At 68.0% G+C, this 14,104-nt stretch carries 11 protein-coding genes and 1 pseudogene; 7 read left to right on the top strand and 5 right to left on the bottom strand.

The window, feature by feature from the left end; translation table 11 throughout:
* Positions 1-3: 3 nt before the first annotated feature.
* Positions 4-1,032, bottom strand: coding sequence for a DctP family TRAP transporter solute-binding subunit (locus ACEQX1_RS09360; protein WP_370195035.1), 1,029 nt, complete (start codon positions 1,030-1,032; stop codon positions 4-6).
* A 189-nt stretch (positions 1,033-1,221) separates the two neighbouring features.
* Here ACEQX1_RS09360 and ACEQX1_RS09355 point away from each other — a divergent pair, with 189 nt between their 5' ends.
* The 5 genes from ACEQX1_RS09355 (at position 1,222) to ACEQX1_RS09335 (ending at position 6,805) form a co-directional block, all read left to right on the top strand.
* Positions 1,222-2,142: an IclR family transcriptional regulator gene (locus ACEQX1_RS09355; protein WP_370195036.1), complete on the top strand. Its 921-nt coding sequence runs from the start codon at positions 1,222-1,224 to the stop codon at positions 2,140-2,142.
* Positions 2,139-3,308: an acetyl-CoA acetyltransferase gene (locus ACEQX1_RS09350; RefSeq protein ID WP_228239890.1), complete on the top strand. Its 1,170-nt coding sequence runs from the start codon at positions 2,139-2,141 to the stop codon at positions 3,306-3,308. The genes ACEQX1_RS09355 and ACEQX1_RS09350 overlap by 4 nt, the downstream gene beginning before the upstream one ends.
* Positions 3,305-4,936 carry an acyl-CoA synthetase gene (locus tag ACEQX1_RS09345; protein ID WP_370196757.1) on the top strand — a complete coding sequence of 544 codons (1,632 nt, stop codon included), beginning with the start codon at positions 3,305-3,307 and terminating at the stop codon, positions 4,934-4,936. The genes ACEQX1_RS09350 and ACEQX1_RS09345 overlap by 4 nt, the downstream gene beginning before the upstream one ends.
* Before the next feature lie 49 nt (positions 4,937-4,985).
* Positions 4,986-5,861 (top strand): PCC domain-containing protein, encoded by an 876-nt coding sequence (locus ACEQX1_RS09340; protein WP_370196756.1) that lies wholly within the window; start codon positions 4,986-4,988, stop codon positions 5,859-5,861.
* Positions 5,862-6,058: 197 nt separating this feature from the next.
* The gene (locus ACEQX1_RS09335; RefSeq protein WP_024351685.1) at positions 6,059-6,805 is read left to right on the top strand and encodes an endonuclease/exonuclease/phosphatase family protein; all 747 of its coding nucleotides are present in this window, start codon (positions 6,059-6,061) and stop codon (positions 6,803-6,805) included.
* Here ACEQX1_RS09335 and ACEQX1_RS09330 read toward each other — a convergent pair.
* Entirely contained in the window at positions 6,766-7,833 is a 1,068-nt protein-coding gene (locus ACEQX1_RS09330; RefSeq protein WP_370194456.1) for a phosphatidylserine/phosphatidylglycerophosphate/cardiolipin synthase family protein, read from the bottom strand. The two genes, ACEQX1_RS09335 and ACEQX1_RS09330, sit on opposite strands and share 40 nt — an antisense overlap.
* A 403-nt stretch (positions 7,834-8,236) precedes the next feature.
* Between ACEQX1_RS09330 and ACEQX1_RS09325 the strand changes: the two genes are divergently transcribed.
* A complete protein-coding gene (locus ACEQX1_RS09325) occupies positions 8,237-9,148 on the top strand; it encodes an extensin family protein (RefSeq protein ID WP_370194455.1) in 912 nt (303 codons plus the stop codon).
* A gap of 58 nt (positions 9,149-9,206) precedes the next feature.
* Here ACEQX1_RS09325 and ACEQX1_RS09320 read toward each other — a convergent pair whose 3' ends face one another.
* Positions 9,207-10,106 (bottom strand): LysR substrate-binding domain-containing protein, encoded by a 900-nt coding sequence (locus tag ACEQX1_RS09320; protein WP_370194454.1) that lies wholly within the window; start codon positions 10,104-10,106, stop codon positions 9,207-9,209.
* A gap of 114 nt (positions 10,107-10,220) precedes the next feature.
* Here ACEQX1_RS09320 and ACEQX1_RS09315 point away from each other — a divergent pair, with 114 nt between their 5' ends.
* Positions 10,221-10,439 (top strand): hypothetical protein, encoded by a 219-nt coding sequence (locus ACEQX1_RS09315; RefSeq protein ID WP_024351690.1) that lies wholly within the window; start codon positions 10,221-10,223, stop codon positions 10,437-10,439.
* Positions 10,440-10,512: 73 nt separating this feature from the next.
* Here ACEQX1_RS09315 and ACEQX1_RS09310 read toward each other — a convergent pair whose 3' ends face one another.
* Together ACEQX1_RS09310 and ACEQX1_RS09305 are read right to left on the bottom strand one after the other, a co-directional pair.
* The gene (locus ACEQX1_RS09310; RefSeq protein WP_370194453.1) at positions 10,513-12,450 is read right to left on the bottom strand and encodes a M23 family metallopeptidase; all 1,938 of its coding nucleotides are present in this window, start codon (positions 12,448-12,450) and stop codon (positions 10,513-10,515) included.
* Between the two features lie 731 nt (positions 12,451-13,181).
* Positions 13,182-13,490 (bottom strand): annotated as a pseudogene (locus tag ACEQX1_RS09305) (alkylhydroperoxidase); the annotation flags it as partial.
* Positions 13,491-14,104: the final 614 nt, after the last annotated feature.

Below are 14,104 nucleotides of genomic sequence, written 5' to 3'. Positions count from 1 at the left end.
CGATCAGTTCGCGGGCTTGGCGGCGTCGCCGCCGGAGTTCGCGACGGTGTCCTCGAACAGCGCCACCAGTTCCGGGCCGACCTTCGCGGCCCAGGTGTCGTAGGCCGACTTGGTCGCCTGGCGGAAGGCGTCGATCTCCTCGGCGTCCGCCTCGTAGACCTCCATGCCCTTTTCCTTCAGGAACTCGATACCCGAGGCGGTGTCCTCGCGGGTGATCTTTTTCTGGTAGGCCATCGCCTCCTCGGCGGCGGCGCGGACCATCTCCTGGCGCTCGGCATCCCAGCTGTCCCAGAGCTTCTGGCTGACGCCGACGAAGATCGGATCGTAGGAATAGTGCCAGGGGGTGATGTACTTCTGTACCTCGTAGACGCGCTGCGGGATGATCACCGCGCCGATCGGGTTCTCCTGGCCGTCGACGACGCCCTGCTGCAGGGCCGAGAAGGTCTCGGTCCACTGCATCTGCTGCGGGTTGGCGCCCAGCGCGTTCATGACGTCGATATACATCGGGCCGGCGACGCGCATCTTCAGACCCTTGAGGTCGTCCGGCGTCTTGATCGGGTGGACGTTGTTGGTCACCTCGCGGAAGCCGTTCTCACCCCAGGCAAGGACGACGATGCCGTGGCCGGCCATGATCTCTTCCATGCGGTCGCCGGGCGCGCCCGACGTGGTGGCGTCGACGTCGTCATAGTCGGTGTAGAGATAGGGCAGCGAGAACACCGCCATCTCGGGCACCAGCGGGGTGACGTTGATCGCCGAGGTGACGACGAAGTCGAGGGCGCCGCGGCCGACCATCTCGGCCTGCTTCATCTGGTCGCCGCCGGTCAGCTGGGCGTTCGGGAAGATGCGGATGTCGAGCTCGCCGCCGCTCTTTTCCTGGAGCAGCTCGTTGAACTTCTCGGCGCCCTTCTGCCAGGTCGTGGTGTCGTTGGTGTTGTGGGACAGGCGCAGCGTCTCGGCGAAGGTCGGCGTCAGCTGCAGGGCGGCAAGCGTGGTGGCGATGGCCGTTGCGGCCACGAATCTGGCGAATTTCAAGGTCGGTCCTCCCCGATCGAATGAAGTCAAAGGCCGGCTCAACCTCCCGAGCATCCACATGGTGGACCATCGACCTTGTAAGCGGGGCAAACATTGCCAGCATGCCGGACCGCTTGCAACCGGATATCCTTTGCTCGACAATGTGCCGTGAGAAACGGCATCCATAATGTGGACATCGGGGAGGCGCGATTGGGTGGAGACCAACCCTTTGCACGCGAGATCGGCGGAGCCCAGAGCGTCGACCGGGCGCTGGCGCTCCTGTCGCTGATCAGCCGGCACGCCGGGGGCGTGTCGCTCTCCACCGTGGTCGAGGAAAGCGGTCTCAACCGCGCCACCGCGCGGCGGCTTCTGCTGGCACTGATGCGCTCGCGTCTCGTCGAGCAGGAACCGGTCAGCCGGCGCTACCATCTCGGCGAGGAGGCGTTCGTCCTCGGCGTTCTGGCCTCGCGCCGCTACGGCCTGCTCGATGTCGCAATGGAAAGCCTCATCGCCCTGTCGGCCCGCAGCGGCGACACGAGTTTCCTGTCGGTGCGGCGCGACGCCTTCGCGGTCTGCCTGCACCGCGAGGAGGGCGCCTATCCGATCCGAACCCATGCGCTGGAGGTCGGCGACCGCCATCCGCTCGGCGTCGGCGGCGGATCGCTGGCGATCCTGGCGACGCTGCCGGACGCCGAGATCGAGCGGGTGCTGGGCGCCAATCGCGAGATCATGGCGGCGGGCTATCCGCTCTATTCGCCGGAGATCATCCGCGAGCATGTGGCGCTGACCCGGGCGCGCGGTTTCGCGGTCAATCCGGGGCTGGTGCTGCCGAACTCCTGGGCGATCGCGAAGGTGGTGCATTATCCCGACGGCCGGGTCGCCGGCGCGCTCAGCCTCTCGGCCATCGACAGCCGCATGGGGGAGACCCGGCAAGGCGAGCTGGCCTCCCTCATCGACCATGAGGTCAAGGCCGTCGAAGCCCGGTTGCGCCAGATGTTCGCGCCCGACGGCCCGCGACAGGACAATACGAGAACGCAGACGACGCCACCGGCGGACAAGCGCGCCGCAGCAACCGGCCCCGCAAGCGGGCAGGCCGCGGCGCAGTTCGAACTCGAAAGGATCAGGCAATGAGCAAGGCACAGATGGTCGGCTGGTCGCACAGCCATTTCGGCAAGTCCGAGGCGCCGACGACTCAGGCGCTGATGGGCGAGGTCGTGGCCCCGGCGCTGGAGCATGCCGGGATCGGCGCCGAAAGCGTCGACGGCGTCTTCGTCGGCGTCATGAACAACGGCTTTTCCAAGCAGGACTTCCAGGGCGCCCTCGTCGGCATGGCCCATGAGGGGCTCGGCATGGTGCCGGCGGTGCGGATGGAAAACGCCTGCGCCACCGGCTCGGCGGCGCTCTACAGCGCCATCGATTTCATCGAATCCGGCCGCGGCCGGATCGCGCTGGTGGTCGGCGCCGAGAAGATGACGGCGATCCCGACGGTCCAGACCGGCGACATCCTGCTGGGGGCGAGCTACCGGGAAGAAGAGGCCGAGGTGGAAGGCGGCTTTGCCGGCCTGTTCGGGCGGATCGCCCAGCAATATTTCCAGAAATACGGCGACCGCTCCGAGGAACTGGCGATGATCGCCGCCAAGAACCACAAGAACGGCATGGCCAATCCCTACGCCCACATGCGCAAGGATTTCGGCTTCGAGTTCTGCAATACGATCTCCGACAAGAACCCCTATGTCGCCGCGCCGCTACGGCGCACCGACTGCTCGCTGATCTCAGACGGCGCGGCGGCAATCGTTCTGGCCGACGAGGAGACGGCGGCCGGCCTCGAGCGGGCGATCGCCTTCCGCTCGCGCCGCCACATGAACGACGTCCTGGCGCTCAGCCGCCGCGACGTGACCGAGTTCGCCGGCGCGCGCCGGGCCTGGTCCCGGGCGCTGGAGGATGGCGGCGTCTCGCTGGACGATCTCGACTTCGTCGAGACCCATGACTGCTTCACCATCGCCGAGATGATCGAATACGAGGCCATGGGCCTCGCCGAGCCCGGCCAGGGCTACCGGGTGATCCGCGACGGCGTGTCGGCCAAGGACGGCCGGCTGCCGGTCAACCCGTCGGGCGGGCTGAAGTCGAAGGGCCATCCGATCGGCGCCACCGGCGTCTCGATGCATGTGATGGCGGCGATGCAGCTGATGGGCGAGGCCGGCGACATGCAGGTGCCGGAGGCGAAGATGGCCGGCGTCTTCAACATGGGCGGTGCCGCGGTCGCCAACTACGTCTCCATTCTGGAGCGTGCCAAGTGACGACAGGCGTCCTGACGGGCGACCCGAAGGGCGGCGTCGCGCCGCAATCGACGCGGGTCGCCAATCTCGCGCATTTCCTGACGCGGGCCGCCCGCCGCCTCGGCGGCGAGGTCGGCCTCGTCTGGGGCGAGACGGAATGGAGCTGGGCGGAGATCGACGCGCGGGCCTCGGCCATGGCAGCAGCGCTGCGCGATCGCTACGGCGTGTCGAAGGGTGACCGGATCCTGGTGCAGTCGCAGAACTGCAACCAGATGTTCGAATCCATGTTTGCCTGCTTCCGCCTCGGGGCAGTCTGGGTGCCGACGAATTTCCGCCAGACGCCCGATGAGGTCGCCTATCTCGCCAAGGCCAGCGGCGCGACGGGGATGATCTGCAACGCCGCCTTTCCCGATCATGCCGAAGCCTGCCGGGCTGCCTGTCCCGATCTCGGCTTCGTCGTGGCGATCGGCGCGGCGGCATTCGGCGAGGATTACGACACGCTGGTTGCCGCCCATCGCGGGGTGGCAGTGGCGAATGTGACGGTCGATCGCGACGATCCCTGCTGGTTCTTCTTCACCTCGGGCACGACAGGTAGGCCGAAGGCGGCGGTGCTGACCCACGGCCAGATGTCCTTCGTGGCGACCAACCATCTCTGCGATCTGATGCCAGGCACCGGGCCACGCGACGCCTCGCTGGTGGTCGCGCCGCTGTCGCATGGCGCGGGCGTCCATCAGCTGACGCAGGTCGCGGCGGGGGCAAAGACGATCCTGATGCCGACCGAGCGCTTCGACATCGCCGCCGCCTGGCGCCTCGTTGAGGAATGGCGCGTGACGAACATGTTCACCGTGCCGACCATCCTGAAGATGCTGGTCGAGCATCCCGCGGCCGCCGAATACGACCATTCCTCGCTGCGCCACGTGATCTATGCCGGCGCGCCCATGTACCGCGCCGACCAGAAGCGGGCGCTGGAGACGCTCGGCCCGGTCATCGTGCAGTATTTCGGGCTGGGCGAGGTGACCGGCAACATCACCGTCCTGCCGGCCCATGAGCATTCGACCGACGACGCGGCAGCGCGCATCGGCAGCTGCGGCTACGAGCGCACCGGCATGGCGATCTCGATCCAGGACGAGGCGGGCGCCGAACTCGGACCGAACAAGACGGGCGAGATCTGCGTCACCGGCCCGGCGGTCTTTGCGGGCTATTATGACAACCCGGACGCCAATGCGAAGGCGTTTCGCAACGGTTGGTTCCGCACCGGCGATCTCGGCCATCTCGATGCCGAGGGCTATCTGTTGATCACCGGTCGCGCCTCGGACATGTATATTTCCGGCGGCTCCAACGTCTATCCGCGCGAGATCGAGGAGAAGATCCTCACCCATCCGAAGATCAGCGAGGTCGCGGTCCTCGGCGTGCCTGACCCGGTCTGGGGCGAGGTCGGCATCGCGGTCTGCGTGACTGTCGCCGGCGAAAGCGTCGGCGAGGCCGAGCTCGGGGCTTTCCTCAACGGCAAGATGTCGCGCTACAAGCTGCCCAAGCGCTTCGTCTTCGTCGACGAGATGCCGAAATCGGCCTATGGCAAGATCACCAAGAAGCTGGTGCGCCAGGCGCTGGAAGAGCGCGGGCTTCTGGACGGCGAGCGCGCGGCGTGAGCATCGGGCCAGCCCTCCGTCCGGCGATGTCTTCGCGAACGGAGTTGTCGTGACGGCGGCCCGGCGGATCGCTCACCCGGGCCCGGAGGCGGCCCACCGATCCTGCGTCGCGCCGGCGCGCGCGGTGCCGCTCGACTTCACCGTGCCGGCCGGCGAGATCGTCAATGCCGGGATCGCCGACGGTCTCGCGGCGGCAGGCTGTGACGGCGCCTGGGTCGATTTGTCCGGCGGTCGCTTCGCGCCGTTTCGCTATGTGATGCCCGCGGGCTCGCCGGGCCCGAGCCACGCGGCCTGGTACAGCGAGACCTTCGCGCCGGAAGGCGTCGTCACCGTCGAGGTGGCCGGCGCCATCGTCGGCTGGCGCGACGGCGAACCCTTCCTCCACTGCCACGGCATCTGGACCGATCCGGCCGGCGCGCGGGCGATGGGGCATATGCTGCCGCTGGACACCCGCACGGCCGCGCCGCTGCATGTCCGCGGCACCGGCCTCGTCGGTGCCAGCTTCGTCGCGCGGCACGACGCCGAGACCAATTTCACCCTGTTCGCCGCCGAAACGATGCTGCGCGACGGCGTGTCCGGATCCGCTACCGGCGACGGTCCCCACGCGCTGGCCGTCACCCTGCGGCCGAACCAGGACGTGGGCACCGCCATCGCGGCGATCTGCGCGGAACGCGGGATCACCAACGCGCGCCTCTTCGGCATCGGCAGCCTCAACGGCGGGCGCTTTGTGAACGGCCCGGCGATGGATTCCTATGCGTTGGAACTGCTGATCCGCGACGGCCGGATCGAAATGGGCGCATCGCAGCCGCGGCTCGACGTCAGCGTGGTGGCGATGGACGGCACGATCTTCGAGGGCCGGCTCGTCCATGGCGACAATCCGGTCTGCGTGACCTTCGAACTGGTGATCCTGCCGGTCGCTGCCTGAGACGCATAAAGCCTCGCGCGGGTAGGAAGGCACGCGGCCGATGGATCGAACGCGCCGCTGGTTCATTTTCCCGGTCGTGACAGCGGCGTTGCTGCGGCCGGATGATCCCGCATCCCGGCGCGTTCCTTGAGGGGCGGTCATTGCGGAGAGCGCGGACAGGGGCAATGATCCCGGCTCCGGCTTGGGAACGAGGTCTCATGTTTCGTGTCGCGTCCTACAATATCCGCAAAAGCGTCGGCACCGACTGGCGCCGGCGGCCGAAGCAGATTCTCGACGTCCTCACCGAACTCGATGCCGATATCGTCGCGCTGCAGGAGGTCGATCGCCGGCTCGGCGACCGGCTGTCGTCCCTGTCGCCCGGCCTGATCGCGGAGATGACGCATTTTCGGCCGATCCGCTTCGGCGTGCGGCCGGGCAGTCTCGGCTGGCACGGCAACACGATCCTGGTGCGCAAGGACGTCGAATTGCTGCGCCGCAAGCGGCTGGTGCTGCCGGCGCTGGAGCCGCGCGGCGCGGCGCTGGCCGATCTGCAGATCGGCGATCTGAAGATCCGCGTCGTCGGCATGCATCTCGGCCTTGTCGGGCTGTGGCGCAAGCGGCAGGCCCGGGCGGTGCTCGACCAACTGGCGAGCCTCGAAGAACCGCTGCCGACGGTGATGATGGGCGACCTCAACCAGTGGAACACCGAAGGCGGGTGCCTTGCGCATTTCGCCGAGGACCATCACGTCATCGCGCCGGGGCTCAGCTTCCACTCGCAGATGCCCTTCGTCTCCTTCGACCGGATCATCACCAGCCTCGACATCCATGTGGATGCGGCGGCGGTGCACAGCTCAGAGCGGGCGCGGCTCGCCTCGGACCATCTGCCGGTCTGGGCCGATCTGTCGCTGATGGGCGCCGACGGCGATCAGAAGCGGCGGGACGTGGCGATGTCGCACGCATACTGATCGGCAAGGACCGCGCGAAAGGCCGGCGACGTCGTGGCGAGGCCGTTCTCGACATTCAGGCCGATGCTCAGCATGTCGAGATTGAAGCTGCTGACCATGCTCCAGTCGTCGATGATCGCCAGCTTGGCGTGCATCATGCCCGGCAGATAGCCGTGGACCTCGACCCCGCGGCGGGCGAGCGCGGCGGCGAAACGCTGCGAGACGAGATCGATGGCCGGATGGTCGCTGACGGCCGGCAGCAGCAGGCGGACGCGCACGCCGCGCTGCCTTGCTCCGGTGAGCGCCGACCAGATCTTCCGGTCCGGGAACAGATAGGGCGTCGCCAGGTCGATCGACGTTTCGGCGTCGCGCAGCCGGCTCAGCAATGACTGGTAGATCTGCTGGCGGGCCGGCCGCACCGGATCGCTGGTCAGGTAATTCCAGTGGCCGGCGCCGCAGGTCGCTTCGGCAGACTGGCTGCGGCTCCGGCGCGCCGAAATGCCGTTGGCATAGGCCCAGGCGGTCTCGAAGGCGGCGAGGGCTGCCGGCACGATCGGGCCCTCGATGCGCACCATCGTGTCGCGCCAGTCGGCCATGCGGTCGGAATAGCAGGCGCCGCCAGCCATCATCCGGCGCCCGTCGGCGATGACCGACTTGCGGTGCAGGCGGTGCATGCCGCTGATCGGATTGCGCAGAAGCCGGCTCAGCGGATTGTAGCGGACGAGTTCACCGCCGGCCTGCCGGAACGCGGCCCCCGCTGGGCTCCGGGCCAGCTCGGCGCTGCCGAAGGCATCGACGAGCAGGCGGACATGGACGCCGCGCCGGGCGGCCTTGGTCAGGACATCCATCAGCCGGGTGCCGATCGTGTCCGCTCCGAAGATGTACTGCTCGATCGCAAGGCTCGTGCGGGCGCCGTCGCACAGCTCCAGCACCGCCGGCCAGATGGTTTCGTTGTAATGGAAGATCTGCCACTGCGACGGCCCGGCGGGCACGGGCGCGATGGGCATGGCCTGCGGAATCTCGGGGTCGGTGCAACTCATCTCAATCATTCGCGGACCCATGCCCGGTTTCGTCCTTCGCATCCAACTGTCCGCAACAGGATGGCCGGGCGAAGGTTGCGCCATGACGGCTGCATTCCCGCAATATCCGGCTGCCGGTCAGAGGGTGGGCCGCCATCGGTTGCGGCCCCGCATGCTCATGTCGCCCTATCGCTGATTGCGAAAGCGCAGCCGGTCCTCCCAGCGCAGGGCATGCGCGACGATGGTGGGCAGATCGTCGTATTTCGGCTGCGGCGCAAGAGGCGCGATGCGCGGCGCGCCGTGGAGGGCCGCACGGGCTCGACGCGCTTCCCCTACGGATACTGGCGGGCGTGACCCGTGCCACTAGCTGCGGTCTTCAGGCCAGCAGCGGTGCCGCGGCATCGCGTCGGCGGCAAATCGAAGGCGACGCGTCATGCCGAGTACCGGGAATTTCCAGAGCCGTCTCTTCCCGTTGCCACGGCGTCGGGTGGCCGGGTCAGCCCTGATCGCGATGCTGCTGATCACCGTTGCCCCGGCGAACGCCCAACGCCCGGACGGCGAGGAAACCGACGCTTCGTCCGAGGCGATCGACGATACCGCCAATGCGCCGTTGTCCGGCGACGAAGCCGCCGAGCGTCCTGTCACCGCGATTCCGTTGCCGGAGCGGCGTCCCGCCGGTCGCAAGGCCGTATCGCCCGCAGCAGACACACCCACCGATCAGAGCGACCGGGCGACGCCAGCGGAGCTGCGCGACCGGGACCCGGCCATCACCCCGGAAGCCGCCGTCGCGGCGGCGGCCGCCATCGCCGACGCCAGGATCTGCGAGGACGAACTCACCCGGCGCGGCGTCACCTTCACGGTGGGCGAAAGCATCAGCGAAGGCGATTGCGGTGTCCTGCGCCCGGTCGATCTCGACCGGCTGTCGTCGGGCGTGACGCTCGCCCAGCCGACACAGCTTCTTTGCCGCACGGCGCTGGCGCTGGACATCTGGGTGGCGAGCAGCGTCGTCCCCGCGGCAAAGACGCAGTTTCCCGGCGATGCGGTCACCGCGTTTCGCCACGCCTCCACCTATGTCTGCCGCAGCCGCTCGTCCGGCAGCCGCATTTCCGAACATGCCCGCGGCAGCGCCGTTGACGTTGCCGATTTCGGCTTTGCCAGCGGACGCCGGCTGGGCGTCGAAAAGCAGGCGGAGGGCTCGCCCGAGCAGGCGTTCCAGCGCCAGATTCGCGAGGGCGCCTGCGGGCCGTTCAAGACGGTGCTTGGACCGGGCACCGACGCCGACCATGCGACGCATTTCCATCTCGACATCGCCGCCCGTCGCAACGGGGCGACCTATTGCAAGTGACGCCGCGCGGGTCGTGCCGCGGGGTGGGGCTGAAGGTTCGGACGCAGCCGGAACGCCGTCAGGCGAAGGCGAGCGTCGGGGTCGGCTGCAGGTCGGCGAAACTCGCCACGACATGCTCGGCCAGCGCGTCGGCGACGGCGCTGCAGCCGCGCCGTTTCATCAGCGCCACCTCGTATTGCCGCAAGGGCGGCAGGCCTTCCGCCGCGCCGAGCTTCTGCAGCGGCGGCGTGACATGGCTTTCCGGCAGGGGCGCAATCGCGAGGTCGGCCAGCACCGCAGCGATCTGGCCCTGGGAATGGCCGCTGGAATAGGCGATGCGATAGCGCACATTGGCGGCATCGAGCGCATCGAGCGCGATGGCCCGCCAGGCACAGCCGCGGCTGGCGAGCGCCAGCGGCAACGGCTCGCGGGCGATGGCGCCGCCATGTTTCAGGCCCGCCCAGACGAGGTTTTCCGTGTGCACGATGGTGACCTTGCGCTGGCCGTATTCGCCGCAGGCCAGCACCGCCAGGTCGAGCTCGCCGGCATCGCAGAGCCGGCGCAAATCGTCGCTCGAGCGCAGCTTCACGTCGACCTCGACCTGCGGATGGGTCGAGGCGAAACGCTTGAGGATCTGCGGCACGGCGATGTAGCCGATGTCGTCGGGTGCGCCGAAGACGACGCGCCCCTCGATGCCCTGCGTCAGGAAGCGCGACACGGTCTCTTCGTTGAGATCCATCAGACGCCGGGCGTAGCCCAGGAACGCCTCGCCATCGCTGGTCAGGCGCACGGTGCGGCCCTCGCGCACGAACAATTCGCGGCGCAATATCTCTTCCAGCTTCTTCATCTGCAGGCTGACCGCGGAGGGCGTGCGGGCGACGCGGTCGGCGGCGCGCGAAAAACTGCCCGTGTCGCAGATGGCGACGAAGGTGCGCGCGAGATCGGTTTCGATCAGGGGAAGCTGGCTGTGCCGGGACATGCGCGGGACCGATGAGTGCAACTCACCGATCAGTTTAGATCTTATCGCTGGAAATGCCAGCGCGACTATCGCACATCCCATGGATTGATGATGATCCGCCGAAGGGGTGGCGACATGTTCGGACTGAAGATCGCAAAGCGCTCGCAGCGTGCTGGCCAGGCCATGAAATCGGCAGAACGGCTGGACCGGTCGATGTCCCTGCTCGACGCCCATATCCGCGCCGATGTCGGCGATATGGGCCGTCCGAACGAGATCGTCCCGCTGTCCGAAAGCCTGCGCTGGCGGATGGTCGAGGAAAGCCGGTTCGTCCGCTCCCTCAACGCCTTCGAATAATCCGGCACCTCGCCGTCGTCCGGCTTCGGTCGGCGGCCTGTCCGCAGCACGAGTCTGATCGCGCGAACGCTGCCTAGCGGGCCGCCAGCAATGGCGTTTCCACCCGCTCGCGCAGCAATTCGTCGATCCGGTCGCGCTCGCGCTGGAAGGTCGCGAGTTCCTCGCCCTCCAGCACCCGGCCCGACGGCAGCTTGATGCGCATCGGGTCGACCTTCTGGCCGTTCACCGCGAGTTCGTAATGCAGGTGGTTGCCGGTCGACAGGCCGGTCGAGCCGACATAGCCGATCACCTGGCCCTGGCGCACGCGCGAGCCGACCTTGACGCCCTTGGCGATGCCGCTCTGATGCGAATAGGAGGTCTCGTAGCCATTGGCGTGGCGCACGATGGTCTGCCGTCCGTAGCCGCTGACCCAGCCGGCCTTCTTCACCACGCCGTCGCCGGACGCCAGGATCGGCGTGCCGCCCGGGGCGGCCCAGTCGACACCCCAATGCGGGCGGACATAGCCGAGCACAGGATGCTTGCGGCCGGTCGAGAAGGCCGAGCTGAAGCGACCCCTGGGGACGGGCTTGCGCAACAGGAACTGCTTGGCGCTGCGCCCGTCGGCGTCGAAATAGTCCGCGCTTTCGGCGTCTTTCGGCCGGAAGCGGTAGAAGCGCCGGGAGGTCTCGCCGAAGCGGACATCGACGAACAGCATCTCGGATTCGTCGGTCGCCTCCTCCTTGCCTTCCTCCATGGAGTAGAAGACGGCGATGCGGTCGGTCGGGCTGAGGCGGGACTGCAGATCGACCTCGGTCGCCAGCATCTGCACGAGCTGCTGGCAGAGGCGGTCGTTGAGGCCATAGGCGAGCGCGGCCTGGTAGAGCCCGTCATAGACGGTCGGCATCTTGGCGCGCAGCGGCGCCTCGCTTTCGCTGCTGTCGAAGGCGGCGGCGACGGAGCCGCCCATTTCCGGGGCCTGGGCCGGCTCGAACGGGCCGTCCTCGGTTTCGGCGACGGTGCCCAGATGGCGTGTGCCGCGATAGGCGGACAGCCGGACCACCGTGGCGGCCTCGCCGATCGTCTCGACGCCGACGCGCAGGGCGTCGCCCGGCTTCAGCGCATCGGCTTCCAGCCGCGCCGCGAGGGCCTCGACCGCCTTGCCGCTCTTGCTCTCGTCATAGCCATTGGCATCGAGCACGGCGGCGATCTTCGCGGCCTCGCGCAGCGGGATGACCTCTTCGTGGAATTCCGGCCGGTCGCTGCCCGTGTCGGACGGCGCGAGGGAGACGTTCTCCTCGATCACGCGGAAGGCCGAGCCCGGCTCGTATTCGGCGGCGTCGCTGGTCAGGTTGAAGCGCAGCGGATCGACAGTGTTGAGCGAGGCGACCTGCACCGGCGCATAGGCGAGCGACGGCGAGACCTGCCGCACCAGGCGCTCGGCCTCGCTGGTGCCGATGTCGTCGACGCGCTCGTAGCTGTCGGGGTCGAAGTCGAAAGGCTCGACCTTCAGCCGCACCTCGGCCTCGACCCGCGCGCCGTAGAGCTGCGCGGCCTGGCCTTCGTCACCGGATTCCGGTTCGTCGGCGTCCGGGTCGGCAAAGATGTTGAGCGGATCAAAGGCCGGGTAGTCGATGCTGGTCTGGTGGCGGGCGCCGAGCAGCATGTTGACATAGCCGAAGGGCAGGGTGCGGATGACCTCGCGGTCGCCTTCGCGGGTCATGGTCGACAATTCGACGACCTGCCGGCTGCGCGCCACGGGCAGGGCGGTGGCGACGACGCGCTCGCCCTTTTCGTTGAGATCCTCGCTGGGGGCGAAGGCGGCGGCGAGCCCGGCGGGCCGGGCGGCGCCCCGATGGCCGTCGAGGGCGGCCGACAGGGCGATGCCCATGAGCGCCGTCGAGGTCAGACCGGTGAGAAGCGTGCCGGCCAGCCAGCGCGCCGAGACCTGACGACGGTCGGGCTTGCGCCTTCGGTCGCTGATCAGCGGCGGCTCGTCCCCGAATGCCGGCGTGTGTTGCGGCAAGCGCACCATCCCTCTCGTCGTCGCCTCTGGATATCCCCGCTTCCGCCTTCGGCGCACAAGGTGGCGAAATATCGACCATATCCCCGGCGAGCTGCCGCGGGTGACATGATCCATAGGGCATACAGGGCCCGCCGGCCTGTCTCAAGTCACCGGCTGTCCTTCGATCGATCTTCCATTCTCACGCGTACGCGCGCGACTCCATATACCGGAGACGGCGCGATACTGGGGAAAGGGCGTGCGAAGGCCCCGCATGGCGGGGCCGGGGTGTCGTCGATTGGAGGCGCGTCGGCGGGATGGCAGAACGCCGGTTCGTGGGGCACCCAGGCGCCTAGCGGGCGTGGTGCGGGGGGGGCGCAGCCGTTGCGCGGACCATCTCGACGCGCGGTCCGGCCCGTGTGCCTTCTGCAGCGGAGAGGATGCAGGCGCGGTCGAGGCATGGGTCCTCTGGTCAAGCCCGAGGATGACGCGCGGTGGATGGGTGAGCGCTTGTCTCGGAGGACAATGTGGCGCGCATAGTCGGACCGATTGCGGCTCGGTGCAGCGGATGACGGGGATCTGCATCACCCAACTCAGGTGTCATCCTCGGGTTTGACCCGAGGACCCATGCCAAACCGCTGCCGCTGCACAAACGGTCGCGGGCTCACTTTTCGCGTCCCGGACCGCTGCCACCGCGTGTACCTCGCCGCCCCGGCGCAGGCGTCACCCCCGGCGCCATCGCCGCACACACCCCATCCCCCGCGCTACCGCGCCATGGCGTGATAGTCGTCGTTGGGGCGCATGTCGGTGGCCGAGGCGACGCGGTTGCTCATGCCGAAGAAGGCGGCCACCGCGGCGATGTCGAAGATGCCCCGGTTGGAATAGCCCGCGTCGCGCAGCGCCTGCCGGTCCGCCTCGACGATGGTGTCCGGGCGCTCGGTCAGCTGGACGACGAAATCCAGCATCGCGGCACGCTGGTCGTCGAGCCCGGCGGCGCCATGGGCGGTCAGGCAGTAATGGCAGTGATTGATCGAGGAGACGACGACCGGGATGATCTCGCGGTCGAGCTTCGCTCCGGCGCAACGCTGGCGAAGATATCAGGAGGCGAAAGGCCGTGAAGGGTGAGCGTTGAATGGGGAGTGCCATGGCCTCCCCAATCCGCTCCTCCGGCATTCTGGGAGGCGCATTCCAGAGCGACGCAGTCCGGATTCCATTCGGAGCCCTGCGATAACGCACCCATCAGCCGGCCGAACCGATGGCCGAACTCTGATCAGAGTTCGTGGGGCACCCATATGCTGATCGGAACGCTGTGCACTTCCTTCGGCCAGGGGTTCGGCCAGACGGGCCAGCGCCCGATTTGCAGGACCGCCACCGTCGGCATCGTCCATGCGAGATCTCCGCCTTTCCAAAACCCCCAGTCTGAACAGCAGTTTACCTCAGCCCTGCCGAGGCCCGCGGCCGATCCGATCGAACTTTGCGAAGTTTTTGCGACTAAGGTCGTTGACAGGTCCGGATGGGGTGGCCTATATCGCGTTCATCGACGACGGCGGTGGCGCCGGGGCGGGCCGGACGGTCCGCTGAGAACTGGTTCGGGGCAAATTGTTCTGACCGGTTCGGTTTTGCGCCGCCATCGTCATCATCTATCGAGAGCCGCTTTGCAGCGACCCTCCTCGGGGTATGACCGGAC

The sequence above is a fragment of the Aurantimonas sp. genome (genome assembly GCF_964217435.1).
Classification (GTDB): domain Bacteria; phylum Pseudomonadota; class Alphaproteobacteria; order Rhizobiales; family Rhizobiaceae; genus Aurantimonas; species Aurantimonas coralicida.
This window is presented reverse-complemented; position numbering and strand designations above follow the sequence as displayed.